The sequence below is a fragment of the Eggerthella timonensis genome, from assembly GCF_900184265.1.
Lineage (GTDB): Bacteria > Actinomycetota > Coriobacteriia > Coriobacteriales > Eggerthellaceae > Eggerthella > Eggerthella timonensis.
Genome location: NZ_FXXA01000002.1, coordinates 2,168,857 through 2,194,467 on the forward strand (window position 1 = coordinate 2,168,857; position 25,611 = coordinate 2,194,467).

26 protein-coding genes are annotated in these 25,611 nt (G+C 68.6%); 21 read left to right on the plus strand and 5 right to left on the minus strand.

Features of this window, described 5'->3' with window-relative positions; translation table 11 throughout:
- Window positions 1-12: 12 nt before the first annotated feature.
- The 7 genes from C1A15_RS08975 to C1A15_RS09005 all read left to right on the plus strand — a co-directional run bounded on the left by C1A15_RS08975 (window position 13) and on the right by C1A15_RS09005 (window position 5,659).
- The gene (locus C1A15_RS08975) at window positions 13-1,185 is read left to right on the plus strand and encodes a prephenate dehydrogenase/arogenate dehydrogenase family protein (RefSeq protein WP_101722245.1); all 1,173 of its coding nucleotides are present in this window, start codon (window positions 13-15) and stop codon (window positions 1,183-1,185) included.
- Window positions 1,175-2,503: a 3-phosphoshikimate 1-carboxyvinyltransferase gene (gene aroA, locus C1A15_RS08980; protein ID WP_101722246.1), complete on the plus strand. Its 1,329-nt coding sequence runs from the start codon at window positions 1,175-1,177 to the stop codon at window positions 2,501-2,503. Before C1A15_RS08975 ends, aroA begins: the two co-directional genes overlap by 11 nt.
- Window positions 2,500-3,177, plus strand: a complete 678-nt coding sequence (gene cmk / locus C1A15_RS08985; RefSeq protein ID WP_101722247.1) for a (d)CMP kinase — start codon at window positions 2,500-2,502, stop codon at window positions 3,175-3,177. The genes aroA and cmk overlap by 4 nt, the downstream gene beginning before the upstream one ends.
- A complete protein-coding gene (locus C1A15_RS08990) occupies window positions 3,174-4,079 on the plus strand; it encodes a lysophospholipid acyltransferase family protein (protein ID WP_101722248.1) in 906 nt (301 codons plus the stop codon). The genes cmk and C1A15_RS08990 overlap by 4 nt, the downstream gene beginning before the upstream one ends.
- Entirely contained in the window at window positions 4,076-4,912 is an 837-nt protein-coding gene (gene ispH / locus C1A15_RS08995) for a 4-hydroxy-3-methylbut-2-enyl diphosphate reductase (RefSeq protein WP_101722249.1), read from the plus strand. The genes C1A15_RS08990 and ispH overlap by 4 nt, the downstream gene beginning before the upstream one ends.
- A gap of 138 nt (window positions 4,913-5,050) precedes the next feature.
- Window positions 5,051-5,299 (plus strand): type II toxin-antitoxin system HicA family toxin, encoded by a 249-nt coding sequence (locus tag C1A15_RS09000; protein ID WP_101722250.1) that lies wholly within the window; start codon window positions 5,051-5,053, stop codon window positions 5,297-5,299.
- Window positions 5,300-5,311: 12 nt separating this feature from the next.
- Window positions 5,312-5,659: a type II toxin-antitoxin system HicB family antitoxin gene (locus C1A15_RS09005; protein ID WP_101722251.1), complete on the plus strand. Its 348-nt coding sequence runs from the start codon at window positions 5,312-5,314 to the stop codon at window positions 5,657-5,659.
- On the opposite strand, the gene C1A15_RS09010 is transcribed toward C1A15_RS09005, so the two are convergent.
- Window positions 5,631-6,119, minus strand: coding sequence for a helix-turn-helix domain-containing protein (locus tag C1A15_RS09010; RefSeq protein ID WP_101722252.1), 489 nt, complete (start codon window positions 6,117-6,119; stop codon window positions 5,631-5,633). The two genes, C1A15_RS09005 and C1A15_RS09010, sit on opposite strands and share 29 nt — an antisense overlap.
- A gap of 203 nt (window positions 6,120-6,322) precedes the next feature.
- On the opposite strand from C1A15_RS09010, the gene C1A15_RS09015 reads away from it, so the two are divergent.
- The 4 genes from C1A15_RS09015 to C1A15_RS09030 are packed head-to-tail and all read left to right on the plus strand — an operon-like array spanning window position 6,323 to window position 10,780.
- The gene (locus C1A15_RS09015) at window positions 6,323-7,756 is read left to right on the plus strand and encodes a DUF512 domain-containing protein (RefSeq protein WP_101722253.1); all 1,434 of its coding nucleotides are present in this window, start codon (window positions 6,323-6,325) and stop codon (window positions 7,754-7,756) included.
- Between the two features lie 33 nt (window positions 7,757-7,789).
- Window positions 7,790-9,106: a ribosome biogenesis GTPase Der gene (gene der / locus C1A15_RS09020; RefSeq protein WP_101722254.1), complete on the plus strand. Its 1,317-nt coding sequence runs from the start codon at window positions 7,790-7,792 to the stop codon at window positions 9,104-9,106.
- A 6-nt stretch (window positions 9,107-9,112) separates the two neighbouring features.
- Window positions 9,113-9,772, plus strand: a complete 660-nt coding sequence (plsY, locus tag C1A15_RS09025) for a glycerol-3-phosphate 1-O-acyltransferase PlsY (RefSeq protein WP_101722255.1) — start codon at window positions 9,113-9,115, stop codon at window positions 9,770-9,772.
- A 6-nt stretch (window positions 9,773-9,778) separates the two neighbouring features.
- Window positions 9,779-10,780, plus strand: a complete 1,002-nt coding sequence (locus C1A15_RS09030) for an NAD(P)H-dependent glycerol-3-phosphate dehydrogenase (RefSeq protein WP_101722256.1) — start codon at window positions 9,779-9,781, stop codon at window positions 10,778-10,780.
- Between the two features lie 9 nt (window positions 10,781-10,789).
- Here the strand turns inward: C1A15_RS09030 and C1A15_RS09035 are convergent, their stop codons facing one another.
- The 3 genes from C1A15_RS09035 to C1A15_RS09045 all read right to left on the minus strand — a co-directional run bounded on the left by C1A15_RS09035 (window position 10,790) and on the right by C1A15_RS09045 (window position 14,738).
- Window positions 10,790-11,575: a class I SAM-dependent methyltransferase gene (locus tag C1A15_RS09035; RefSeq protein WP_180953048.1), complete on the minus strand. Its 786-nt coding sequence runs from the start codon at window positions 11,573-11,575 to the stop codon at window positions 10,790-10,792.
- A 643-nt stretch (window positions 11,576-12,218) separates the two neighbouring features.
- Window positions 12,219-14,216 (minus strand): NAD(P)H-hydrate epimerase, encoded by a 1,998-nt coding sequence (locus C1A15_RS09040; protein ID WP_101722258.1) that lies wholly within the window; start codon window positions 14,214-14,216, stop codon window positions 12,219-12,221.
- Window positions 14,217-14,258: 42 nt separating this feature from the next.
- The gene (locus tag C1A15_RS09045) at window positions 14,259-14,738 is read right to left on the minus strand and encodes a methylated-DNA--[protein]-cysteine S-methyltransferase (RefSeq protein WP_101722259.1); all 480 of its coding nucleotides are present in this window, start codon (window positions 14,736-14,738) and stop codon (window positions 14,259-14,261) included.
- A gap of 171 nt (window positions 14,739-14,909) precedes the next feature.
- Here C1A15_RS09045 and rpe point away from each other — a divergent pair, with 171 nt between their 5' ends.
- The 5 genes from rpe to C1A15_RS09070 are packed head-to-tail and all read left to right on the plus strand — an operon-like array spanning window position 14,910 to window position 19,406.
- Window positions 14,910-15,626 carry a ribulose-phosphate 3-epimerase gene (gene rpe / locus C1A15_RS09050; RefSeq protein WP_101722260.1) on the plus strand — a complete coding sequence of 239 codons (717 nt, stop codon included), beginning with the start codon at window positions 14,910-14,912 and terminating at the stop codon, window positions 15,624-15,626.
- Complete coding sequence (locus tag C1A15_RS09055; RefSeq protein ID WP_101722261.1) at window positions 15,623-16,828, plus strand: cysteine desulfurase family protein; 1,206 nt, start codon at window positions 15,623-15,625, stop codon at window positions 16,826-16,828. The genes rpe and C1A15_RS09055 overlap by 4 nt, the downstream gene beginning before the upstream one ends.
- Before the next feature lie 45 nt (window positions 16,829-16,873).
- Entirely contained in the window at window positions 16,874-17,683 is an 810-nt protein-coding gene (locus C1A15_RS09060) for a histidinol-phosphatase HisJ family protein (RefSeq protein ID WP_101722262.1), read from the plus strand.
- Between the two features lie 46 nt (window positions 17,684-17,729).
- Window positions 17,730-18,638 carry a Nif3-like dinuclear metal center hexameric protein gene (locus C1A15_RS09065; protein ID WP_101722263.1) on the plus strand — a complete coding sequence of 303 codons (909 nt, stop codon included), beginning with the start codon at window positions 17,730-17,732 and terminating at the stop codon, window positions 18,636-18,638.
- A gap of 48 nt (window positions 18,639-18,686) precedes the next feature.
- The gene (locus C1A15_RS09070; protein ID WP_101722264.1) at window positions 18,687-19,406 is read left to right on the plus strand and encodes a zinc ribbon domain-containing protein; all 720 of its coding nucleotides are present in this window, start codon (window positions 18,687-18,689) and stop codon (window positions 19,404-19,406) included.
- Between the two features lie 247 nt (window positions 19,407-19,653).
- Here C1A15_RS09070 and rpmB read toward each other — a convergent pair whose 3' ends face one another.
- Window positions 19,654-19,845, minus strand: a complete 192-nt coding sequence (gene rpmB / locus C1A15_RS09075; RefSeq protein WP_009304520.1) for a 50S ribosomal protein L28 — start codon at window positions 19,843-19,845, stop codon at window positions 19,654-19,656.
- Window positions 19,846-20,067: 222 nt separating this feature from the next.
- On the opposite strand from rpmB, the gene C1A15_RS09080 reads away from it, so the two are divergent.
- The 5 genes from C1A15_RS09080 to coaD all read left to right on the plus strand — a co-directional run bounded on the left by C1A15_RS09080 (window position 20,068) and on the right by coaD (window position 25,526).
- Entirely contained in the window at window positions 20,068-20,415 is a 348-nt protein-coding gene (locus C1A15_RS09080) for an Asp23/Gls24 family envelope stress response protein (RefSeq protein WP_101722265.1), read from the plus strand.
- 86 nt (window positions 20,416-20,501) lie between these two features.
- A complete protein-coding gene (locus tag C1A15_RS09085) occupies window positions 20,502-22,136 on the plus strand; it encodes a DAK2 domain-containing protein (RefSeq protein WP_101722266.1) in 1,635 nt (544 codons plus the stop codon).
- 81 nt (window positions 22,137-22,217) lie between these two features.
- A complete protein-coding gene (locus C1A15_RS09090) occupies window positions 22,218-24,416 on the plus strand; it encodes an ATP-dependent DNA helicase RecG (protein ID WP_101722267.1) in 2,199 nt (732 codons plus the stop codon).
- A gap of 5 nt (window positions 24,417-24,421) precedes the next feature.
- The gene (gene rsmD, locus C1A15_RS09095; protein ID WP_101722268.1) at window positions 24,422-25,015 is read left to right on the plus strand and encodes a 16S rRNA (guanine(966)-N(2))-methyltransferase RsmD; all 594 of its coding nucleotides are present in this window, start codon (window positions 24,422-24,424) and stop codon (window positions 25,013-25,015) included.
- Between the two features lie 28 nt (window positions 25,016-25,043).
- Entirely contained in the window at window positions 25,044-25,526 is a 483-nt protein-coding gene (coaD, locus tag C1A15_RS09100) for a pantetheine-phosphate adenylyltransferase (RefSeq protein WP_101722269.1), read from the plus strand.
- Window positions 25,527-25,611 lie beyond the last annotated feature (85 nt).

A 25,611-nucleotide genomic window follows, 5' to 3' on the forward strand; every position in this document is an offset into this window, starting at 1 on the left:
TGCTCCCGTTTCATGGCACACCAGCAAGCAGAGCAAGCTGATCAGGCGTTTCACCGCATAGTGGTCGTCGGCTTCGGCCTCGTGGGCGCGTCGTTCGCCGCCGCCGTGCGCGCAGCCCATCCCGACACGCAGGTGCTGGCCGTCGACGTCGACGAGCGCACGCTGGCCGCGGCCCTCGACCGCGGCTGGGCGAGCGCCGCCGCGCTGCCCGACGATCCCGCCTTCGAGCGCTTCGTGTGCGACGGCTGCGACCTCGTGGTGCTCGCCACGCCTGTGGGCGCGGTCGGGCGGTACTTCGAGGACCTCGCCCGGTGGGACTACCGCGGCATCGTCACCGACACCGCCTCGACGAAGGCGCGCATCACGGCGCTCGCCGCCTCGCTTCTGCCGCATCCCGAGAACTACGTTCCCGGCCACCCCATGGCCGGCTCGGAGAAGAACGGCCTCGAAGGCGCGCGAGGCGACCTGTTCCAGGGCGCCCATTGGATTCTCTGCCCCGACGCCGACACGCCCGCCGAGCACTTCCCGCGCCTGCACGAGCTGGTCACGTCCATCGGCGCGCGCGTCATCGCGCTGCCGCGCGAGGACCACGACGAGGCGGTGGCCGTGGTCAGCCACGTGCCGCACATCATGGCCTCCTCGCTCGTGCAGCTGGCCAGCCGCCACGCCGACGACCAGCAGGCCCTCATGCGCCTCGCCGCCGGCGGCTTCAAGGATTCCACGCGCATCGCGGCCGGCTCGCCCGAGCTGTGGTGCGGCATCGCCTTCGACAACAAGGACGCGCTGGCCGACGGGCTTGACGAGATCCGCGAGATCATCGGCTCGTTCGCCGACGCGCTGGCCGCGGGCGACCGCACGGCGCTCACCGCGCTGCTGGCGCAGGCCGCCGCCGCGCGCCGCGCGCTGCCGGCCGCCTGGGTCCCCTCGACGGAGCGCCTGCTGGAGGTGCGCATCCCGATGGAGGACCGCCCGGGCGTGGTGGCCGAGGTGACCACCGTCACCAGCTCGGTGGGCTGCAACATCCAGTCCATCGAGATCGACCACGTCACCGAGGACAGCGCCGTGCTCAGCCTCGTGCTGACGGACGAGGGCGATATCGGGCAGCTGTCCGCCCAGCTCATCAACGCGGGATTCTCAGTTTCGTTCAGCCCCCTGACGGCAAAGGAGCACACCCATGTCGCATGAAGCAAACGCCACCGTCGTCAACCCGCTGCCGGCGCCCCTGCGCGGCTCGGCGTCGGTTCCGGGCGACAAGTCCATCTCGCACCGCGCCGTGCTGTTCGCGGCCATGGCCGAGGGCACCTCGCGCCTTTCGGGCGTGCTCGACTCCGAGGACGTGCGCTCGTCCATCAAGGCCGTCAGCCAGCTGGGCGCGCAGGTGTCGCTCGAGAAGCAGCCCGATGGCAGCCTCGCCGGCGGCATTACAGGGTGGGGCGCGTCCGGCCCCGTGCAGCCCGACGGGCCCATCGACTGCGGCAACTCCGGTACCACGGTGCGCCTGCTCATGGGCGTGCTCGCCCCATGGAACGTGCGGGTGGAGCTCACGGGCGACGAGTCGCTGCAGCGCCGCCCCATGCGCCGCATCACCGCGCCGCTCATGAAGATGGGCGCTCGCTTCGAGCCCGAGGGGCGCGAGACGCTGCCGCTCACCGTGTGCGGCTCGTCGGGCCTGCGCGCCATCACCTACGACGCCCCGATGGCGTCGGCCCAGCTCAAAACCGCAGTGCTGCTGGCGGGCGTGTACGCTCGCGGCACCACCACCTTGAACGAGCCCGCTCCCTCGCGCAACCACACGGAGCTCATGCTGCCCGAGTTCGGCGTGACCACCACGGCCGCCGACCGCACGGCCAGCGTGACGGGGCCGGCGCAGCTCGCGGCCTGCGAGGTGCAGGTGCCGGGCGATCCGTCCTCGGCGGCCTTCCTCGTGTGCGCGGCCGTGCTCAAGCCCGGCAGCTCCATCCAGGTGGAGAACGTCAGCCTGAACACCGCGCGCATCGGGTTCACGCGCACGCTCGAGCGCATGGGCGCCGATATCAGCGTGCGCCATGCGGGCGCGGCGGGCAAGGAGCCCTACGGCGTCATCTCGGCGTGCTATACGCCCGCGCTCCACGGCTGCGAGGTTCCGGCCGACAAGATCGCCACCCTCGTCGACGAGGTTCCCGTGTTGGCGCTCGTGGCGGCCCATGCGCGCGGCGTCACCGTGTTCCGCGAGGTCGGCGAATTGCGCGTCAAGGAAACCGACCGTCTGGCCGCCATCGTGGAAGGGCTCGAGACTCTCGGCGTCGATGCGTGGATCGACGGAAACGACCTGTTCGTGGAGGGCCAGCCGGGCCTGCAGGCGCCCGCAGGCGCCGCGTTCGACTCGAAGAACGACCATCGCCTCGCCATGACGTGGGCGCTCGCCGGGCTGTGCGGCAACGCGCCCGTCGAAGTGGACAATTTCGACTCCGTTAAAATCAGCTATCCCCAGTTCCTCACCGATATCGAAAGGTTGGCACGATGATCATTGCCATCGACGGCCCCAGCGGGGCCGGCAAGTCGACGGTTGCGAAGGCCGTCGCCCGCGAGCTCGACTTCTCCTGCCTCGACACGGGCGCGATGTACCGCGCCGTCGCATGGCGTGCGCTCGAAGACGGCGTCCCCTTCGACGACGACGAGGCGCTCGACCGCCTCGCGCGCTCCTACGACATCGCCTTCGGCCATGTTGCAGGCGATCCGGTTCCGCGTCGCGTGTCCATCGGCGGCGTCGACGTGACCGACGCCATCCGCACGGCCGAGATCGACCGCGCCGTGAGCCCCGTGTCCGCCGCCCCTTCCGTGCGCGCCGCGCTCGTGGAACAGCAGCAGCGCATCGGGCGCGCGGGCGACTACGTGGTGGAAGGCCGCGACATCGGCACCACCGTGTTCCCCGAGGCTCCGGTGAAGGTGTTCCTCACCGCGTCGGCCGAGGAGCGCGCGCATCGCCGCGTGCGCCAGAACGTCGACCGCGGCGTGGGCTCCGTCGACTACGACGAGGTGCTCACCGACATCCGCCGCCGAGACGACCAGGACTCCTCGCGCGCCACCTCGCCGCTGCGCCCGGCCGACGACGCCGTGCGCATCGACTCCACCGGCCGCTACATCGAAGAGGTCATCGAGGAGATCTGCGCGCTCGCCCGCGAGAAGGGCGCGCGATGAGCCTGCTGCTTCCCTATGAGAAGATGTGGGACATGCCGCTGGGCGGCACGTCCGACGAAAAGCAGGTGCCGCACTGGGCCGGCAACCTCATCTGGGGCTTCTTGGCCTTCGTCTTCAAGATCTGCTTCCGTTACCGCGTCGACCATCGGAAAAGCCTGCGCGGCTTCAAGGACAAGACCGGCGTCGTGGTCATCGGCAACCACACGTCGTTTCTCGACGTGGCGTTCATGTACCTGGCCGGGCGTCCCTCGCAGTGGGTGCGCTTCCTCGGCCGCGAGAACCTGTTCGGCAACGCGCACGGCCTCGTGGGCCAGGTGCTGTCGCGCGTGGGCGCGTTTCCCATCAAGCGCGACGCCGCCGACCGCACCGCCATCAAGCGCGCCACGCGCATGCTGAAGAACAACGAGATCGTGGGCATCATGCCCGAAGGGACCCGTCGCGGCAAGAGCGACCGCACGCCCGAGCTGCACTCGGGCGCCGCGTTCATCGCGAAGATGGGGCACGCGCCCATCTTGCCGATGACCGTGCGCAACGCCGAGCACGTGAAGCAGAAGGGCGAGCGCTTCCGCTTCCCGAAGATCACCATCGAGTACGGCGATCCCGTCCTCGTGGGAGACTTCGACTTCCTGCCGAAGGAGGACCGCCTCGACGGCTGCTCGTGGTACGCCATGCGCGAGTGCTTCGCGCTGTCGTTGAACGTGCCGCGCGAGGAAGTGGACATGGTCGCGCTGTTCCCCGGCGGCAAGGACTTCACCGCCGCGTTCGCCGAGCATCCCATCCCGCACCACACGACGGCCGAGGTCGTCGCCGGCATCGAGGCCAAGGCGGCCGCGAAGGCGGCGAAAGCGGCACAGCCCGCTTCCGCGCGCGAGGAGAAGCCGGTGGAGGAGGTGCGCGCATGAGGGTGGTGAAGGCCCGCTACGCCGGCGCCTGCTACGGCGTGCAGCGCGCGCTCGACCTGGCCGTCGAGGCGAGCGAGAGCGGCGAGGGCGCGTCCACGCTCGGCCCGCTCATCCACAACCCGCAGGTGGTGGCCGACCTCGCCGCGCGCGGCATCCGCGCGGTCGACGGCCCCGAGAACGTGGAGCGCGGCTCGGTCATCATCCGCAGCCACGGGGTGACGCCCGCCGTGCGCCGCGCGGTGGAGGAGCGCGCGCTGCCGCTCATCGACGCCACCTGCCCGCACGTCGCCCGCGCTCAGAAGGCCGCCGCCGACCTCGCGCGCCGCTGCGGCCGCGTCGTGGTGGTGGGGGAGGCGGGGCACCCCGAGGTGGAGGGCCTCGTGGCCCACGCCCGCGAGGCGGACGGCGAGGTCGTGGTCGTCGCCGGCCCCGAGGACCTTCCCGGCACGCTCGAGGCTCCGGTGGGCATCGTCGTGCAGACGACGCAGACCCGCGAGGCGCTCGACGCCGTGGTGGCCGCGCTCGGCGAGCGCGGCATCGAGGCCGAGGTGAAGAACACCATCTGTTTCGCCACGCGCCAGCGCCAGGAATCGGCCGCGGCGCTCGCCGACGAAGTGGACGCCATCGTGGTCATCGGCGGCCGCAACTCCTCGAACACGACGCGTCTCGCCGACATCTGCGCCGCCGTCTGCCCGCGCACGCATCACGTCGAAGCGCCCGACGAGCTCGATCCCGCCTGGTTCGCCGGCTGCGAGAGCGTGGGCGTCACCGCGGGAGCGAGCACGCCCGAAGACCAGATCGCCGCCATCGTGGAGCGCCTGGAGGCCCTGTGAGGGCGGACGTCTGGCGCTTCGCTCTATTGAAAACTATAATGTAAAACATTATAATAAACTCCGAGAATCGTGCAGGGATATGCGCATGGTCGTGCGTTAACGACATGCCACTGGATATAGTGGCAACTTGGAGGTACAATGAACACCAAGGGCAAGCTCGTCGAACGATTCTTGTCGTTTCCATCGGATTTTCGCTATGCCGAATTGAAGCGATTGCTCGAATGCTGCGGCTATCGCGAGCGCGACAAGGGAAAGACGAGCGGAAGCCGAGTCGTGTTCGAGAAAGAAGGGCAACCGCCTATCTTGCTGCACAAGCCGCACCCTCCGCACAAACCCGTCAACCAGGGGCGTTTGAGGGAGATCGCGAAGCAGCTCGATCTTTGGTGAGAGGAGCCGACCATGAGCGAGGCTGGACGGAGCAACATGCTTTCGTACCGAGGATATTCGACGTTCGTTCGCTACGACACCGCATCCGGCCGTCTGTACGGGAAGCTGGAAGGCGTGCGCGCCTACGTCGATTACGAGCTTGACGATCGCTACGGAAGCGTGGAAGAGGCTTTTCACGAGGCAGTAGACGATTATCTCGCCTACTGCGAAGACGCGGGCATCGTTCCCGAGAAGCCCTACAGCGGGAAATTCAACGTTCGCGTGACGCCGACTCTCCATGCCGCCGCGGCGGCGAAGGCTGATCGGGAGGGAACGACGCTCAACAACGTGGTCAAGGAAGCTCTGGCGGCGTACGTTTGAGATGCTCGACCCCGTACTCGCGCGTGGAGGGCCGGCCCGAGGTGCGAGGGGTCTTGAGGTACGACTCCAGCGACGCTTTCGTGATGTAGTTCTTCCGACCGCGTTTGAGCGCGACGAGCTTGCCGTCGCGGATAAGGTGGGACACGCGAGGCTGCGTCACGTCGAGAACGCCCATCGTCTGCTCGACGGAGAAGAGTTCGTCTTCGGGAAGGTCCGCCTCCAAGGCGATCGTCACGACGCGTTCGCCTCTGTCGCGCCGATCGAGGTTCTGGCTTTCAGGAACGGGCTCGCCTGCAATGAGGAGCCGCGTGATCTCGTTCTTGATCTCCTCGGCGGCGAATTCGATGGCCTTGCGCCTGCTGCCGACGCAGGCGAGCGAGAGGCCCAAATCCGGAACGTCGAGATGCCATTGCGCCTCGACGGCTTCGTCGGCAGACAATGCGATATCGAAAACGTACATGAAAGCTCCCGTGTCGGCTCGTGCAGCGCTTCGCGTATCGTAGCATATGCCGTGCGCCCTTCGCCAACGCACCGTCCTGCCTCGAAACGCGTTGAGTCGGTAGAGAATGCACGCTCGCGTCAACTCCATGCTACACTCGTGCTTTATCGAGACCCCGATCAGAACGGAGAGGCTTGAGCGTGACCAGCGTGGGAGCGAGAGAAATGCCGCCGGTGTACCCGCCGGCCGACGTCGATCGCGAGGCGGCGGCGAAGCAGTGCGGAGGGTGCGCCGCGCGCGAGGAGGCGCCCCGGGCGCTCGTGCGCGCCGTCGCGCCCAACAGCCCGGCCGACGACGCGGGATTCGAGCCCGGCTGCTACGTGACCACGGTGGACGGCCGTCCGGTGCGCGACCTCATCGATTGGCGCTGGCTTTCGGCCGACGACGCCATCGAGCTGGGATACGTCGACCTCGACGGCGACGAGGGGGTGGTGGAGCTCGAGCGCGACGAAGGAGAGGACTGGGGCTTCGACTTCGAAGGCGTCGTGTTCGACGGCGTGAAGCAGTGCCGTAACGCCTGCACGTTCTGCTTCATGCGCCAGCTGCCCGACGACATGCGCTCCTCGCTCACGCTGCGCGACGACGACTACCGCCTGAGCTTCCTCGCGGGCACGTTCGTCACCTTCACCAACCTGAAGCCCGAAGACGAGCGGCGCATCGTCGAGCAGCGCATCTCGCCTTTGCGCCTGTCGCTGCATGTTGCCGACGCACAGGTGCGCCGCCGCATGATCGGTCGTCATGCGGGCCACGGCATCGAGGTGCTCGAGCGGCTGCTGGCGGCCGGCATCGAGTTCCACGCGCAGATCGTGCTCGTGCCCGACCAGAACGACGGCGCGGTGCTCGAGGATACGCTGGCCTGGGCCTACGCGCGCACCGGCATCAAAGACGTGTGCATCGTGCCGCTCGGCTTCACGAAGCACCAGAGCGTGTTCGACCGCAGCTTCAACGATCCGGCGTCCTCGCGCGCCGTCATGGACCTCGTCATCCCGTTCCAGCGACGCGCCTTGGCCGAGCGCGGGAGCATGTGGGCCTTTCCTGCCGACGAGTTCTACCACAACGCCTACGGGCCCGCGCTGCTCGAGAACCTGCCGCCCTCGGCGCACTACGGCGACTTCGGCATGTTCGAGGACGGCGTGGGCATCATCCGCTCGTTCGTCGACGATTGGGAGCAGGCCGAGCGCTCGGGCCTCGTCGAGCGTTGCGCCGCGGCCCTGCGCGAAGCCGACGCGCGCGTCCACTACGTGGCCGGCTGCGCCACGCGCCACTTCCTCGGTCCGCTCGTCGCGGCCGGCCCGCTGGCGGGGCTGCTCGTGCCATTGTACGTGAAGAACGACTTCTTCGGCGGCAATGTGGACGTGACGGGGCTTCTGTGCGGCTGCGACATGGCCGACGCCGTGCGCGCCGAGCGCGAGCGCGGCCTGCAGCTGGCCCTCGTCCCGCGCGTCGTGTTCAACGACGACGCGGTAACGCTCGATGACATGAGTTTGGAGGATATGGAAAAGCGCGCGGGCGCGCCTATGTCCGTGGTATCCTGTAACGCGTCTGATTATCTCCTCGAGATCATCGACCTGGTCGGGCGCAACGCCCCGATCCCCTGACCGCACCAACCGAAGCAATCTGCGAGGTAGCCCATGCCTTTACCCATCGTCGCGGTGGTCGGACGGCCGAACGTCGGCAAGTCCACCTTCGTCAACCGCATAGCCCAGGCCGACGAGGCCATCGTCCACGAGATGCGCGGCGTCACGCGCGATCGCTCCTATCATGAGGCCGACTGGAACGGCGTCGATTTCAAGCTCATCGACACCGGCGGCATCGAGATGGGGGACGACGACGCCTTCCAGGGCTCCATCCGCAACCAGGCGCTTGCCGGTGCGAACGAGGCCGACGTCATCCTGTTCCTCGTGGACGGCAAGACCGGCGTCAACGCCGACGACGAGGCCGTGGCGCGCATCCTGCGCAAGACGTCCAAGCCCGTTTTCCTCGTGGTGAACAAGCTGGACACGCCGAACCGCACCGACGAGGTGTGGGAGTTCTACCAGCTGGGGCTCGGCGATCCATGGCCCGTGTCGGCCATGCACGGCCACGGGACGGGCGACCTGCTCGACGCGGTGGTGGACGAGCTTCGGAACGTGGAGCTGCCCGCCGACGCCGACGAGGACGACGGCATCAACGTGGCCATCATCGGACGCCCGAACGCCGGCAAGTCGTCGCTCACGAACAAGCTCACCGCGAACGACCGCTCCATCGTTTCCGACGTGGCGGGCACGACGCGCGACGCCATCGACACGCACATCGTGTACGACGGCCAGCGCTACACCATCGTGGACACCGCCGGTCTGCGCCGCAAGAGCCAGATCGACGAGGACGTGGAGTACTACGGCTTCGTGCGCGCCATGCGAGCCATCGACCGCGCCAACGTGGCCCTGCTCGTCATCGACTCCACGTTGGGCCTCACCGACCAGGACCAGCGCGTCGCCGGCTTCGCGGCCGAGCGCGGCTGCGCCATGGTCATCGTGCTGAACAAATGGGACCTCGTCGAAGGCCCCGAGGCGAAGGCGGAGATCCGCGAGCGCATCGCCGACCGCCTCACGTTCGTGGGATACGCGCCGGTCATCGCCATCTCGGCGCTCACCGGCAAGAAGGTCGACCGCATCTGGGACGCCGTCAACACGGCGTACGAGAACTACAGCCAGACCATTCCCACGAACCGCCTGAACACGTGGCTGCAGGGCATCCGCGAGTTCGGTCACACGGTGAGCAAGGGCAAGGCGGTGCTCCGCATGAAGTACGTGACGCAGACGGCCACGTGCCCGCCGCAGTTCACGTTCTTCGCGAACCGCCCCGACCTCGTGGACGACAACTTCGAGCGCTACCTCGAGAACCGCCTGCGCGAGGGCTTCGACCTCGTGGGCACGCCGATCGGGATCAAGTTCAAGAAGAAGGATTAAGGAATCATGGGGGATTTGCTGGTTGCGGCCGGGTTGTTCGTCGCCGCGTTTTTGTTGGGGTCGATCCCCTTCGGGCTGATCATCTCGAAGGTGTTCTACCATACCGACCTGCGCGAGCACGGCAGCGGCAACATCGGAACCACGAACGCCATCCGCACGATGGGCAAGGTGGGCGGATACGCCGTGTTCGTGCTCGACTTCGGCAAAGGCTTGTTGTCGGGCGTGCTGGCCTGGGCGTTCAGTTCGTGGTTCCTGCCGGGCGGCGGCCTTGAGCCGGGCGCGCTCGTCACGTACGACACCATGCTGGCCGTGGCGTTTCTCGGCTGCACGTGGGGCCACATCTTCTGCCCGTGGCTGGGTTTCAAGGGCGGCAAGGGCATCGCGGTGGCCGTGGGCTGCTTGTTCGTGACGTTCGGTTGGATCGGCGCCTGCCTCGAGCTGCTCATCTTCATCGTGCTCGTCGCGACGACGAAGCGCGTGTCCATCGGCTCCATCGCGGCCGCGGCTGCGTGCCCGTTCTTCGCGCTGTACTTCTTCTGGGGCGACTGGCTGGCCTGGCTGTTCTGCACCGTCGCGGGCCTGACCGTCGTCTGGGCGCACCGCGAAAACATCAAGCGCCTGCGCGCCGGAACCGAGAGCAGGATCGGCGACAAGAAGAAAGCGTAGGCAATCATGAAGATCGCAGTTATCGGGGCGGGGTCGTGGGGCACGGCGCTCGCCCAGCTGTTGGCATGCAACGGCCACGAAGTGGGGCTGTGGGCGCGCAAGCCCGAGGTGGTGCAGGGCATCAACGAGGGCCATGTGAACCCCCGCTATCTGAGCGACGTCGAGCTGTCCCCGCACGTCGTGGCCACGACCTCGTACGAGGAAGCGCTGGCGGGCGCGGCGGCGGCCGTCATCGTGACGCCGTCGAGCCTCATGCGCGACGTGGCCTCCACGCTCGCCGAGGCGGTGGACGGCGATTTTCCGGTGATCATCTGCTCGAAGGGCGTCGAGGAGGGCAGCGGCCTGTTGCCGGTGGAGGTGTTCGAGGCCGAGATGGGCAACGCGAGCCGCCTGGCCGTGCTGTCGGGCCCGAACTTCGCCGCCGAGGTCGTCCGCGGCATCCCGTCGGGCACCGTCATCGCCAGCTCGGACGAGCGCACGGCGACGTTCTTCCAGGAGCTGTTCGCGGCGGAGACGTTCCGCACCTACGTGAGCGACGACGTATGCGGCGTGGAGCTGTGCGCGGCGTTCAAGAACGTGATCGCCATCGCCGTGGGCGTGTCCTACGGCCTCGGTTACGGCGACAACACGGCCGCCATGCTCATGACGCGCGGCTTGGCCGAGATGAGCCGCCTCGTCGTGCGCTCGGGCGGGCAGGCCATCACGTGCATGGGGCTGGCCGGCACGGGCGACCTCGTGGCCACGTGCACGTCCGAGCATTCGCGCAACCGCCGCTTCGGGAAGCTCTTGGCCGAGGGCGGCACGCTCGACGAGTTCACCGCGCAGACGCATATGGTGGCCGAAGGGGCGCTCGCGTGCAAGACGCTCAAGACGCTGGCCGACCACTACGACGTGGAGCTTCCCATCACCGATGTCGTGCGCAGCATCGCCTGGGAGGGCGCCGATCCACACGACGTGGCGAAAACGCTCACGAGCCGCCCCCTCACCACCGAGTTCTACGGGCTGTAGGGGCGCGCGTCACGCCGGACGCTTGCGGGCGACGAAGCGCAGACGTCGGTAGTCCGCGACCCAGCGGCCTTCTGCTCCATCCCAAAGGCCGTCGCGGCAGGCTGCCTCGTATTCCTCGAGGACGGCGTCGCGCTCGACGTCGTCGAGGCCCTCGAGGCTGCCTGCGTAGAACTGCTCGGCGAACAGGCGCAGGCCTGCAGCCCCGCCTGCGAGCGGGGTGGGACGGTCGAACGAGCGCAGCGACACCACGTCGAAGCCGGCGGCGGCGAGCCGTTCTTCCTGCTCCCGATCTTCCGGAAAGCAGAACGTCTCCGCGAAGGCGCGACCCCGCTTCCGGAGCGCGGCGGAGATGCCTGCGCGCATGCGGGCGTTGTTTCCCGCACCGCCCATCTCGGCCACGAGCGCGCCTCCGTCGACGAGCGCGCGGGCCACGCTGGCCAGCAGCGCTTCCTGGTCGGGAACCCAGTGGAACACCGCGTTGGAGAACGCCACGTCGAACTCGCCGTCGAACGGCAGCGCGCATGCGTCGGCCACGCGAACGTCGGAGCCCGGGTGGGCGCTGCGGGCGCGATCGACCATGGCGGGGGAAGCGTCGACGCCCACCGCGTCGCCGAGCTCCTCGAGGGCGCCGAGATGGGCTCCCGTGCCGCATCCGACGTCCAGGATGCGTAGCCGCCGCCCGCCGCCCGCATCCGCGCGTTCGCGCGCGATGGAGCGCACGATGCCCACGAGATCGTTGCCGTAGGCGCCGACGAACGCATGCTGCCTATCGTAAAGCTCTGCGTCCCAATCCATGATCCGGCCCTTCTTCCTGAGGGAAACCCTCGTATTCTTTCGCATGGGTGACAAGGCATTGACCGGGGGTTCACCGAACGCCCGAACGTATTGTAGCGCTGCGGGAACGGGGGTACTCTAGTCCCTGCCAGCGCAACACGGCAATTGACAACCTATCCGAGTGCCCGTCGTCTCGTCTCTCGTGTGAACCCCCCCCTCTCTCTCACTCTCTCAAACCTCCGACGGGCCGTGAGCATACGCACCTTCCCCCTTCTCCTCTGTGCGTACTGCATAGCCTCCCTTGGGTCCCCCCAACCCAAGGGAGGCTTTTTATTGCCCGCATTTCGCCATGTCGTCCGGCTGTCGTCGGTTTTCGTTGATCGATATGTGGCAGAATCGGGTTTTTGGCAATCGCATGTACCTGCTCGGCGAAGAGGGCAATGTGCGACCAGGGATTATGATGCCAGCGCCTTCTTTGGCGGGCTCTTGCTTCGCTGCATGCGCAGGAATTTCTGCCAAAAAGCCGATTTTGCCACACATAGCAGAACAGTCCGGCGCGGTCGCATGCCCGCCGCGCCGCGCCCGCCGCCTCGCACGCGCGCCGCGCCCGGCCGCCTTCGAGGATGCCCTCGCGCCCCGGCTGCCGTGCTGCGGCCGAACCGCCTCAAGCCTCGCGGTACTTCGCCACGTCCACGCCCAGCTTCGCCAGCTTCACGGCGCCGACCCAGGGGGAGGCGGTTGCGACGACGAGGCCCGGCTTGAAGGCGAGCATCGTCACGGTCGCATCGGCTGCGAACGTGGGCCGCGCCGCCGAACCGGTCTGGGCCGCGAGCCCGCTCGGCACGTCGACGGCCACCGCGAAGGGCGCGTCCTTGGCCTTCGCGGGCAGCGAGCGCCGCGCGCGCTCATGGTCGCCGCGCTCGTGCGTGCGCTTGCGGTGCCGACCGCGCCCTTTGCCGCGCGGACCCTCGAAGCGGCGCCGGTTGGCGGCGCGTATCCAACTCGCGTACGGCTCGCGCACCTCGTCGCCGGAGAAGCCGGTGCCCAGCAGCGCGTCCACCACGGCCTCCGCCCGGTCCACGGCGTCGGCCAGCACGTCGGCGTCGGGCGCGATGAGCACGGAAAGCGGCAGGCCGTCCTCGGCCGCCAGCGCGAACGCGTCGAGAGCCGTGGTGCGCGCCGGCTCGGCATGGAGGCGCTCGGCCAGGTCGGGCGCCACAAGCGTCACGGGATAGCCGGCCTCGGCCAGCGTGCGCGCCGCCACCCAGCCGTCGCCGCCGTTGTTGCCGGCGCCCGCCAGCACCACCACGGGCGCGGGGTCGGGCACCCAGGCGCGCACCTCCTCGGCCACGGCGCGTCCCGCGCGGTCCATGAGCTCGATGAGCGGCGTGCCGTCCTCTGCGATGGCGCGCTCGAGCGCGGCCACCTCGTCAACATCGAGCACGGCCCGCCGCTCGCGGGCCAGCTCGACCCCGGCTTCCGTCATGACGCGCGTGTTCGACAGCACGCCGTTCAGCATGACGAAGGGCTGCTTCAGGTGCCATGAGCGCACGGCGCGCACCGCGAGCGAGACGCCCCAGGCGACCATGAGCGCGATCCATGCCAGCATGAGGACCGCCTGATGCTCTGCCGCGAACCCGACGAGCGAGCCCATCTCGCTCGATGCCGCAGGATCGAGCTCCGCCACCCCGTTCAGGACGGCGAACGGCGCCCAGATCATGAGGTACAGCAGGCCGTAGCGCGCGAGGTACTGGTACCAGTGCGCGCGCGACGCGTCCGAGCGTACGATGCGCAGCCTGAGCAGCTTCTGCCCGAGCGTCTGCCCGCGGGTGAGCGCGGGCACGATGACGAAGAACGTCCCCAGCACGATCAGGTCGAGACCGTACGCCGCCGCGTTCCAAACGCCTTCCTGCGCGATCAGCTTGTCGGCGACCCCGGATCCCGTCACGCCGAACAACAGCACGATCGAGACGGCGAACGCGATCAGCACGTCGATGAGGAAGGACAGGGCTCGCTTCGTCACGCTGGCGCGCATGCCGGCCTCGCGCGCCTCCTCGTTCACGAGGCGGATGTCGGGCAGCACGCGCATCGCCGGGCCCACCATCCAGAAGCCCGTCATGGCGCCCAGCGTGTTCATGATGAGGTCGTCCACGTCGAAGAGGCGGTACGGGTGCTCGTAGAGGCCCCACAAACCCGTGAGCTGCGTCGTCTCGAACGACAGCGTCACCAGAAAGCCGATGACGAGCGTCTGCCACCATGTGCGGCGGAAGTAGTAGCGCAGGTACATGCCCAGCGGCACGAGCAGCAGCACGTTGAAGAACGCCTCGTAGATGTACGGGTCGCGCAGCGTGGCCAGCCAGGTGGAGGGGTCGCCGATCGAGAACGAGGTCTCGGCCAGGAACCCGTGCACGAAGTTGAACGGCACGAGCTGGGGCGTCTGCGCGTAGGGCACGATGGCCGAGCGGTCCTCGGGCAGCGGCAGCAGCACGAGGAAGTAGGCGCACAGAAGGTAGAACACGAACGAGTACACCACGAGCGTGCGCAGCCAGGGGATGGATCCGAACTTGCGGTACTGGTAGACCATATAGGGCAGCGTGATGAGGAAGGCGATCAGCGGAAACGAGAGCGCGGCCGTGAGGATGTTCGAGACGTAGACGTTCATGCGGGGGAGTGCCTTTCGAGATTCGGGTCGTAAGCGGCCGGGTCAGCGGGCATCGTGCGCGCCCGCGCGCTCGAGGGCCAAAAGCGCGCCGCGCAGCCGGGCGTTCGGTCCGATGGGCACGCCGCCCGCTCCCACGATGCGGTGGTCGGGCACGAGCACCGCCAGCGGGTTCTTGTGCACGGCGCTGCCCACCGCCCGGTAGGACGTGGGCTTGTCGAGCAGGGCGGCCACGTCGGCCGTGGTGAGCGTCTGACCGTACGGGATGCGCTCGATCGCGCGCCATACGGCCAGCTGGAAGGGGGTTCCGTCGGGGTCGAGGGGGACGTCGAAGGCGCGCCTCTTGCCGGCGAAGTACTCGAGCAGCTCGGTGGCCGCGCGGTTCGCCAGCTCGCTCGGCCGGCGCTCGCCGGGCAGGGGCGCGTCGCCGAACGCGACGCGGGTGACGCCGCGCTCGTTCGCGGCGATGGTCACCGGGCCGTGCGGCGTCCGATATGCGTAGTGCGTGCCAGCGCGTGCAGCCATGGAGCCTTCTTCCAGAGGGGGCCTTCATTATAATGCAGCGCGCGCCGTCGCGGGGAAGCGGTTGAGCTTCGCCGTCATCGTGTTGTTTTCCTCCATCGCCCGCGGCACCGCTGCGGCAGACGCGGCGCTTGCGCTAGAATGGGCGCAACAACGATGAGGAAGGATTTGAGCATGTTCGAACCGGTGAAGATCGCACCATCCATCCTGTCGGCCGACTTCATGCACCTCGGGCGCGACATCGAGCTCATCGAGCGCGCGGGCGCGGGCTACGTGCACGTCGACGTCATGGACGGCCACTTCGTGCCGAACCTCACGATGGGCGTGCCCGTCGTGAAGCAGCTGAAGAAGGCCACGGATCTGCCGCTCGACGTGCACCTCATGATCTCGAACCCCCTGGAGCAGCTCCCCTGGTTCCTCGATGCGGGGGCCGACTCCGTCACCGTGCACGCCGAGGCGCTCGACGCCGAAGGGCTCGCGCGCGCCATCGCCGCCATCCACGCGGCGGGCGCGGCGGCCGCCGTCTCGCTCAAGCCGCGCACGGCGCCGGGCGCGCTCGCCCCCGTGATCGCCGACGTGGACATGGTGCTCGTCATGAGCGTGGAGCCGGGCTTCTCGGGCCAAAGCTATATCGAGGGCAGCGACGCCAAGGTGGCGCGCATCGCCGAGATGGCGCGTGCCGTGGGGGCCGCGCCGCTCATCCAGGTGGACGGCGGCATCGGCGTCAGGACGGCGCCCCTCGTGTCCGCCGCCGGAGCCGACGTGCTCGTATGCGGCAACGCCGTGTTCGCGGACGCGGACCCGGCCGCCGCGCTGGCCGCCGTGCAGGCGGCCGCCGACGAGGCGCGCCTCGCCGCGCTCGACGGCGCCAAGGGGGCGCAGGCGCGATGACCCCGATCACGCACGAGTACGTGTACCTCGACTACGCCGCCACGGCGCCGCTTTGCGAGGAGGCCGCCGCGGCCATGGCGCCCTATTTCGTGCCGGGACGCGCGAACCTCGCCGCGGGCGGAAACGCCAACTCGCTGCACGCGCCCGGGCGCGCCGCGTTCGCCGCGCTCGAGGACGCGCGCAAATCCGTCGCCCGCGACCTGGGCGCGCGCCGTCCCGACGAGATCGTGTTCACGAGCGGCGCCACCGAGGCCGACGACGCGGCGCTGCTGGGCATCGCGCAAGCCGCCGCCGAAGAGCGGCGCCGGCGCGGCGCGGGCGCGTTCACGCCGCACATCGTCGTCACCGCGGTCGAGCACGATGCCGTGCTCGCGCCCGCGAAGCGCCTCGAGGCGCAGGGCTTCCGGGTGACCCGCCTCGTCCCCAACCGTCAGGGCTTCGTGGAGGCGCGCGCGCTCGAGGAGGCGCTCGACGACGACGCCGTGCTCGTGTCGGTGCAGGCCGCCAACAGCGAGGTGGGCAGCATCCAGCCCATCGCCGAGCTGGCCCGCATCGCCCATGGGGCCGGCGCCCTGTTCCACACCGATGCCGTGCAGGCGCTGGGGAAGGCTCCCGTGAACCTCCAGGAGCTCGACGTGGACGCCGCGTCGTTCTCGGCCCATAAGGTGGGCGGCCCCAAGGGCGTGGGCGCGCTGTACCTGCGCGCGCGCACGCCGTTTCAGGCCTACGCCATCGGCGGCGGCCAAGAGGCCGGGCGGCGCAGCGGCACGCAGAACGTGGCCGGCATCGTCGGGTTCGCGGCGGCCGTGCGCGCGGCGTGCGCGATGCAAAAGGACGAGGCCGCGCGCCTGCGCGGGCTGCGCGACAGGCTGTACGCGCAGCTGGGCGCGCTCGACGCGGTGGAGGCCACCGTCGACGTGGAGCCGGGCAGCTGCGACTTCCTGCCGAACATCGTGCACGTGCTGGTGGACGGCCTGGAGAGTGAGACGCTCATCCTGCGCTTCGACATGCAGGGCTTCGGCGTGTCGGGCGGGTCGGCCTGCTCGTCGCATTCGCTCGAGCCGAGCCACGTGCTGCGCGCGCTCGGCATCGACGCGGACCGCGCGCACGGCGCCCTGCGCATCTCGATGGGGCGCTACACCACGGAAGCGGACGTCGACGCCTTCGTCGCCGCCATGTGCAAGAGCCTTGCCTGGAACTGAGAACCGATAACCGATAACCGAGACGCGTCGAGGAGTAGAGCCGTCATGGAGCTGATCACCACCCACACCCACACCTGCTTCACCAACCACGGCGAGGGGACGGTGGAGGAGCTCGTGTCCGCTGCCGTCGAGGCGGGCGTGTCCACCATCGCCGTCACCGAGCACTACCCGATGACGGCGGCGTTCGATCCCGACCGCTACCTGTCGATGCCCGCCGAGCGGATGGGGGAGTACCTCGAGGCCGTCGAGGCCGCGCGCGCGGCGCATCCCGAGATCGAGGTCATCGCCGGCTGCGAGATGGACTGGCTGGGCGACGACGAGGACCGCGCCATCTCCGCGGAGGATCTCGCGCCGTTCCAGCTCATCTTAGGATCCGTGCACTTCGTCGACCGCTGGCCCTTCGACGATCCCGCCCAGCGCGGGCGTTGGGACGAGGTGGGGGCCGACGATATCTGGAGGCGCTACTTCGAGGTATGGTGCGAAGCCGTCTCGTCCGACGCCCCCTTCCACGTGATGTCTCATCCCGATCTCGCCAAGAAGTTCAACTTCTATCCCAGCTTCGACCCGCAGCCCCTGTACGACCGAGCCGCCGAGGCTTGCGCCGCGTCGGGGCGCATGGTGGAGGTGAACACGTCGGGATCCTACTACGCCTGCAAGGAGATGTTTCCCGCGCCGGCGCTGCTGGCCGCGTTCTGCCGCGCAGGCGTGCCGTGCACGGTGGGAACCGACGCGCACGTGCCGGGGCACGTCGCGCGCGATATCGAGAAAGCTTACCGCCTCATGTACGAGGCGGGTTATAGAACGGTAACGGTCCCGACAGCCGACGGCGACCGCCGGGCCGTCGCAATCGAGTAACGTGGGTTCGAAAAACCAATTCGAACACGAGCGAAGGAGCCGCGCCATGGTTGCAGCGAAGAAGAACCAGAAGGAAGCCAAGGGTCGGGAAGGTTTGGCGCGCCGCGCGTCGGGCCCGTTGTCCAAACCCGTCACGGCCGTCACCACCGGCGCGCTCGAGCGGGCGCTGCTGGCCGAGTTCCCGGCTGCCGACGCCGAGCCGTGGGATCGCACCGGCATGTCGGTGGGCGATCCCGCCCGCCTCGTCACGGGCGTGGCCGTCGCGCTCGACCCGACGGTCGAGGCCATCGACGCGGCCGCGAACATGGGCGCGAACGTGCTGGTCACGCATCATCCCGCGTTCCTCGCCCCGCCCGATTCGTTCATGCCCGCCTCCTCGGTGGCGGCCAACCCGGGGGCCGGCGTGTGGCGCGCCGTCGAGCGCGGGGTCTCGATCCTGTCGTATCACACGGCGCTCGACGTGAGCGTGCGGGCCCAGCGTGTGCTGCCCGGCATGCTCGGCCTCGAATTCCAGCAGGTGCTCGTGCCCCTTCCCGGATCGCGGGACAAGGGATACGGCCAGCTGTGCACCCTCGGCGAGGACGACGCCCTCACGCTTGGCCAGCTCGCCGCGCGCTGCACCTCGGTGTTCGCCCGCGCGCCGCGCGTGTGGGGCGACTTCCCGCGCGAGCTGGACCGCGTGGTCACCTGCACGGGGTCGACGGGCGACGACCTCGGCCGCGCCTGCTTGAAGACGCAAGTGGATTGTCTCGTGTGCGGCGAGATCAAGTACCATGCGGCCCTCGAGCTGTCGCAGGCGGGACTCGCCATCGTCGATCTCGGCCACGACACGAGCGAGCTGCCGCTCGCGGCCGTGCTGGCCGCCGCCGTGGAATCCGTGGGCATTCCCGGTGATCTGGTCACGGTGCTCGATCAGGGAGATAACTGGTCGTACCCTGAAACGGTACGGGTATAATACAGGGAGCGTCGCAGCTGCGGCGCTCCGTTCGAACAAAGGATGCGCATGCACGTAGACACCGACGATCTCGCCACGCTGCTCAAGATGCAGCACCTCGACCTCGAGGCGATGCAGTCCAAGAAGAAGCTCGAGGAGCTCCCCCAGCGGGCGATCATCCTCGAGGCGCGCTCGAAGAAGAAGGCCGTCGAGCAGAAGCGCGACCAGCTCGACGCACTCCATGCGAAGGCAGACGCCCAGCTCGCGCGCATCGGCGACGAGGACGCGTCGCTGGCCGAGAAGCAGCGTCAGGTGCAGGGCGAGATCGACGCGGTGCGCGGCGACTACCGCGGCGTCGAGGCGCGCACGAAAGAGCTCAACGGCTTCGCGAAGCGCCGCAACACGCTGGAGGTCGAGCTGAACGCCGTCGGCGACGAGCTGGCGAAGATCGAGGCCGTGCAGGCGCAGGTGGCGTCGGCGCTTGCGGGCTTGGAGCGCCAGGAGGCCGAGGCCACGGCGACGTTCGTGAAAGAAGGCGGCGCGCTCAAGGACGCGGTGGCGCGCATCGACGCCGAGCGCGCCATGCTGGCGTCCTCGCTGCCGGCCGAGCTGCTCGACGCCTACGAGAAGACGGCCGCGCGCACGGGCGGCGTCGCGGTGGGCCGCCTGCAGGGCGGCAACTGCGGCGTGTGCCGCATGGCCATCGAAGGCGGGCGCCTCATCGACATGAAGGCCCAGGGCAACGTGGCGCCGTGCCCCCAGTGCGGCCGCCTGCTCATCATGGAATAGGCGGAAGCGAGACAAGGGGACAGCGAGACGGGGGTGAGACAGAGGGACGGGGGTGAGACAGAGGGACGGGGTAATTGTCTCATTTGCTCGAAATGAGACAATTACCCCGTCCCTCTGTCTCACCCCCGTCCCTCTGTCTCACCCCCGTCTCGCTGTCTCAACCACCTATTCTGTAAACGACAAAAAGCCCGCGCGAGCGGGCTTTTTCGGTGCCGGTTTGTTCGCCGGTCGAACCGGAGCAGGCGTGTTACGCGCGCTCGACCTTGCCGGCCTTCATGCACTTCGTGCAAACGTTGGCCTTGCGGACATGGCCCTCTTTGTCCTTGATCGTCACGCGCTGAATGTTCGGACGGAACCAACGGTTCGTCACGCGGTGCGAGTGGCTGACGTTGCGTCCCGCGCTCGGCGCTTTACCGCAAACTTCACAAATCTTCGACATCGTTCATCACTCCATGTACGTTGGGTACTCATCGGCAAAAACCGTTGATGACAAAAAAGCCCTCATACTATAGCACATAAACTTCAACAGTTACAAGAATTTTTCGTGTAGTATACTTTCGCCTGCGATCAGGCGCATCGCACAGCACCGAGCCCATGCGCTATACTGCGTTAGCAGGTTTTTTGTCGTGCGCGGGATCACCCGCGCCGTGAAAGGAATGCCATGAACGATACGATAGCGGGCAACCTCCACGTTGCCAATGACGTACTGGCCGACATGGTCGGCAATGCAGCGCTCGAGTGCTACGGCGTCGTGGGCATGGCCGCCCCGACCGCCGTCGACGGCATCGCGAAGATCCTCCCGGCGTCGCGTCTGCGCCGCGGCGTGGTGGTCACCACGACCGATGCGGGCGTGCACGTGGAGCTGTACGTCGTCATCGAGTACGGCACCAACATCAACACGGTATCGCAGAACCTCGTCGATCAGGTCACGTTCGCGCTGACCGAATACGCTCGCGTCCCGCTCGACGGCGTCGAGGTGCACGTGCAGGGCGTGAAGGTGCGCAAGTAGCGCTCGCCCTGCCATGATGAGCCGCAGCCCGCCCGAGAGAGGGGCGCGGCGCTCTGCGGCATTACGTTTAAGGAGAATCGATCAGCATGCCAGAACCCTATACCGCGAACGATCTGCTCAACGCCATCGCCGTCGCGAGCAAGACCCTGAGCGAGCGCAAGGACGAGATCAACCGTCTGAACGTGTTCCCGGTGCCCGATGGCGACACGGGCACGAACATGTCGCTCACGCTGGAGACCGTCGTCGAGAACCTGGCCAACCTGCCCATCGGGGCGGGCGGCGCGGAAATTCGCAAGGCGATCACGACCGGCGCGCTCATGGGCGCACGCGGCAACTCCGGTGTCATTACCTCGCAAATTTTGCGCGGCCTGTGCGAGGGCAGCGTGGGACACGACGAGCTGAACGCCGACAGCATCGACGCGGCGTTCGCGAAGTCGCAGGAAGTGGCCTTCCAGGCCGTCCGCAAGCCGGTCGAGGGCACCATCCTCACCGTGCTGCGCGACAGCGCGTCGGCCGCGAAGCGCGCCCGCAAGAAGAAGCTCCCGGCCGACGAGGCCCTCGCCTACGTGGTGGAGGAGGCCTACGCCTCGGTGCAGCGCACCCCCGACTTGCTGCCCGTGCTCAAGGAGAACGGCGTGGTGGATGCGGGCGGCTTCGGCCTGGCCATCTTCTTCGACGCGTTCGCCTCGGCGCTCACGGGCAAAGAGGGCCCCATGGTGGACGAGCTGGCCTTCGCGCGCGGCACGGCGCCGAAGGTGGAGATCGAGCAGATCAACGACTGGGAGGGCTCGGCGTACCGCTACTGTACGGAGTTCCTCGTGCACTCCGACACGGTGGACGTGGACGCCGCCAAGGACTTCCTGCCCACGATGGGCGACTGCGACCTCATGGTGGGCATGCACCCCAACTTCAAGGTGCACGTGCACTCGAACCGCCCCGACGAGGTGCTCGGCTGGTTCCTCACGCACGATGCGCAGATCTCCGAGGTGCACATCCACAACATGCAGCAGCAGAGCGCGGCGCGCACCGACGCGCTGGCCGCCGAGCAGGAGGAGGCGCCCAAGCCGCTCGGCTTCGTGGCCGTGGCCGCAGGCGAGGGCAACGCGAAGATCCTCAAGAGCCTCGGCGTGGACGTGGTGGTGTCCGGCGGGCAGACCATGAACCCCTCCACGAAGGACCTGCTCGACGCCGCCGGCCAGGTGAACGCCGATGCCGTCATCATCCTGCCGAACAACAAGAACATCATCATGGCCGCCCAGAGCGCCTGCGAGCTGTCCGAGACGCCGTGCGCCGTCGTTCCCACGCGCAGCGTTCCCGAGGCGTTCGCCGCGCTGTTCGGCTTCGACGAGGGCGCGAGCCTCGAGGAGAACGTCGAGTCGATGACCGAGGCGTACGCCGAGGTGAAGACCGGCGAGGTGACCACGGCCATCAAAGATTCCAAGGACGCGCACGACAACCCCATCAAGGAGGGGGACGTGATCGGCATCGCCGACGGGGCCATCGAGGCCGTTGGCGCCACGACCGAGGGCGTGGTCATGGCGCTGCTCGACACGATGGGGGCCGACGAGGCCGACACGCTCACCATCCTCGCGGGCGAGGATCTGGGCGAGGAAGCCTTCGCCGCGCTGCTCGAGCGCATCGAGGGCGCCTACGACGACCTCGAGATCGACGCCCACCGCGGCGACCAGCCCCTGTACCCGGTGGTCATGTCCGTTGAGTAAAACCGCTGCGCCGTTCTCCGAACGGCGCACCTGCTCGATGCTGCTCCCCTCGCTGACCTTACGAACGACCTGGAGAAGTGCATGGACGCGCCTGACCGTTTAGCAGCAACGCTCGCGCTCGACGAATCGGTCGGGCGCGTTCGTTTGGTGAGCCCGACGCGCGCCCGCGCGCTCGACGGGCTCGGCATCCGCACGGTGCGCGACCTGGCCACGCATTTCCCGCGGCGCTACATCGACCTCTCGCGCAAGGCCGAGGTGGCCACCGCGCGCATCGGCGAGTCGTGCACCATCGAGGGCTCGGTGCACGAGATCAAGTTGAAGAAGCCGAAGCCGCGCCTCTCCCTCGTGGAGCTGTCGCTCGTGGACGCGACGGGCGTGCTCATGGTGACGTGCTTCCGCCAGCCGTGGCTCATGGACCAGGTGAAGCCCGGCATGCGCATCGCGGTGGCGGGCAAGCTCGAGTTCAACTACGGCTTCAAGCGCATGACGAACCCCTACCTGGAAGTGCTCGAGGGCGAGCGCATGGCCGAGGGCATGATCATCCCCGTGCACCCCGCTTGCGAGAAGATATCGGCCGCGTGGATGCGCCGGCTCGTGGGCAACGCGCTGGCGGCGGCCAGCGGTATGTATGATCCGCTGCCGCTCGAGCTGCGCGCCAAGTACCGGCTGATGAGCCGCGGCGCGGCGCTGTCGTGCATCCACTTCCCCCACACGATGGACGAGGTGGCCGAGGCGCGTCGCCGCCTCGTGTACGAGGAGCTGCTGCTGCTCGAGCTCATGCTCATGCGCGAGTCGCGCGAGCGCAGCGACGGGTGCGAGCCCGTCGTGCACGTGGTGGACGGGCCGCACCTGGCCGCGCTCGAGGCCGCGGTGCCCTTCGAGCTCACCGACGAGCAACAGCAGGCCAAGCGCGACATCCTCGCCGCGCTCGCCGCGCCCGAGACCGCGAACCACCTGCTGCTGGGCGACGTGGGCACCGGCAAGACCGTCGTCGCGGCCTTCGCGCTGGCGGCGGCAGCCGACACGGGAGCGCAGGCCCTGCTCATGGCCCCCACCGAGGTGCTCGCGCGCCAGCATGGCAAGAGCCTGGGGCCGCTGTTCGACGCGGCCGGCGTCACCTGGGAGGTGCTGACGGGCTCCACTCCGCCGGCCGACCGCGAGGCCATCCTCGCGCGCGTGGCGGGCGGCACGACGGACGTGCTCATCGGCACCCACGCGCTGCTGGAAGACGACGTGGCGCCGCGACGGCTCAGCCTCGTGGTCATCGACGAGCAGCAGCGCTTCGGCGTGGAGCAGCGCGCGAAGCTGCTGGCGAAGGGCGAGGCGCCCGATGCGCTGTACCTCACGGCCACGCCCATCCCGCGCTCGCTGGCGCTGGCGCTGTTCGGCAACCTGACGCTGTCCTACCTCAAGCACCGGCCGCATGACGCGGCGCGCCGCACCACCTTCGTGCACCAGAAGGCCGACCGCGGACACGCCTACGACGCCGCCCGCGCGGCGCTGGCGCGTGGCGAGCAGGTGTACGTGGTGTGCCCGCTCATCGGCCAGGACGGGGGAGAGCGCGACGCGAAGGCGGCGGACGGCGGCAGCGGCGGGCGGCGCCGCGAGGCCGACGAGGAGGCCTACGAGTACGCGGCCATCAGCATCGAGACCGACGACGACCTGGCGGGCGATGACGTGGCGGCCGCCGCGAAGGAGGCGTCCTACCTGCAGACCACCCTGTTCGCCGACTACCGGGTGGAGCTGCTGCACGGGCGCATGCCCAGCGCGGAAAAGCAGGCCGTCATGCAGCGTTTCCGCGACAACGACACGCAGGTGCTCGTGGCCACCACGGTCATCGAGGTGGGCGTCGACGTGCCGAACGCCACGGTCATGATCGTGGAGGACGCCGACCGCTTCGGCCTCTCGCAGCTCCACCAGCTGCGCGGGCGCGTCGGCCGCGGCGAGAAAGCCGCCGAGGTGCACCTCGTGTCGGCGTCGAAGTCGGATGCCGCCCTCACGCGCCTCGCGGCCATGGTGAGCACCGACGACGGCTTCGAGCTGGCCAGCTACGACCTGTCGCTGCGCCGCGAGGGCGACATCCTCGGCAACCGGCAGCACGGCGCGTCGGGCCTCAAGCTGGTGAACGTCGTGCGCGACGGCGCGGTGATCGAGGCCGCGCACGCCGACGCCGCGGCCATCATGGCCGAGGACCCCGAGTTGGAGCTGCCCGCGCACCGCGCGCTCGCGCGCGAGGTGCGCATCATGTACGCCCACGACCACGTGGCGCAGGGAGGCTGATACGTATGAGGATCATCGCAGGCGAGTTCCGCGGGCGCACGCTCAAGGCGCCGAAGGGGGAGAGCACCCGCCCCACCACCGACCGGGTGCGCGAGGCCATGATGAGCACGGTGCACAGCGCGCGCGACGGGTTCGATGGCGCCGTGGTGCTCGACGCGTTCGCCGGGTCGGGCGCGCTCGGGCTCGAGGCGCTCAGCCGCGGCGCCCGCAGCGCGCAGTTCTGCGAGCGCGCGGGCGAGGCGCTCAAGGCCCTCAACGCGAACGTGGGCCTGCTCGGGCTTGACGCGCGGCGCGCCCGCGTGCGCAAAGGCGACGTGCTGAAGGACGTCCCCTACGCCCGCCCGCCGTTCGACCTCGTGTTTCTCGACCCGCCGTACGCGTGCGAGGCCGACGCGGCGCTCGGGCTCGTGGGCGCGCTGCGCGAGCGCGCGGCGCTGGCCGACGACGCGATCGTCGTGTACGAGCACGCGGCGGGCGCGAACGCCGCGGTGGAGGATGCGGCAAAAGCGCGCGATTTGTCTATTGCGCAGCGCAAGAAGTACGGGGATACTGTCGTGGACGTGCTGCGCCTGGAAGCGCCGCGCGACGCGATCGACTGAGAAGCTGAGAAGGAACGGAAAACCTTACATGAAACGTGCACTGACGCCCGGAACGTTCGATCCCATCACGAGTGGGCACCTCGATGTCATCACCCGCGCGGCGCAGCTGGTGGACGAGGTGGTCGTCGCCGTGGCTGCCTCGCCGAAGAAGAAGCCCCTGTTCGCGCTCGAGGAGCGCGCCGAGCTGGTGCGCCAGGCGACGAGCCATCTGCCCAACGTCCGCGTCGAGCCGTTCGACGAGCTGCTCGTCGACCTCGCGGCGCGCCTCGACGCCACCGTGGTCATCAAGGGCCTGCGCGCCATCACCGACTTCGAGTACGAGTTCCAGATGACGGCCCTCAACTACCAGTTGAACCAAGAGCTCGAGACGCTGTTCATCATGTCGCCGCCGCAGTACATGTACCTGTCGTCGTCCATCGTGCGCGAGATCGCCAGCCTTCACGGGGACGTGGAGCAGTTCGTGCCGGCATGCGTGAACGAGGCGCTGCTGAAGAAGTTCGGCGACGCGTAGCATATCCTGCGCGCCCGCAGGTCACCGTTCGGTGTCGGCACGGGTCCGACCGGGTAAAATGTGCACGCTTTGTGCATTGGAGGTT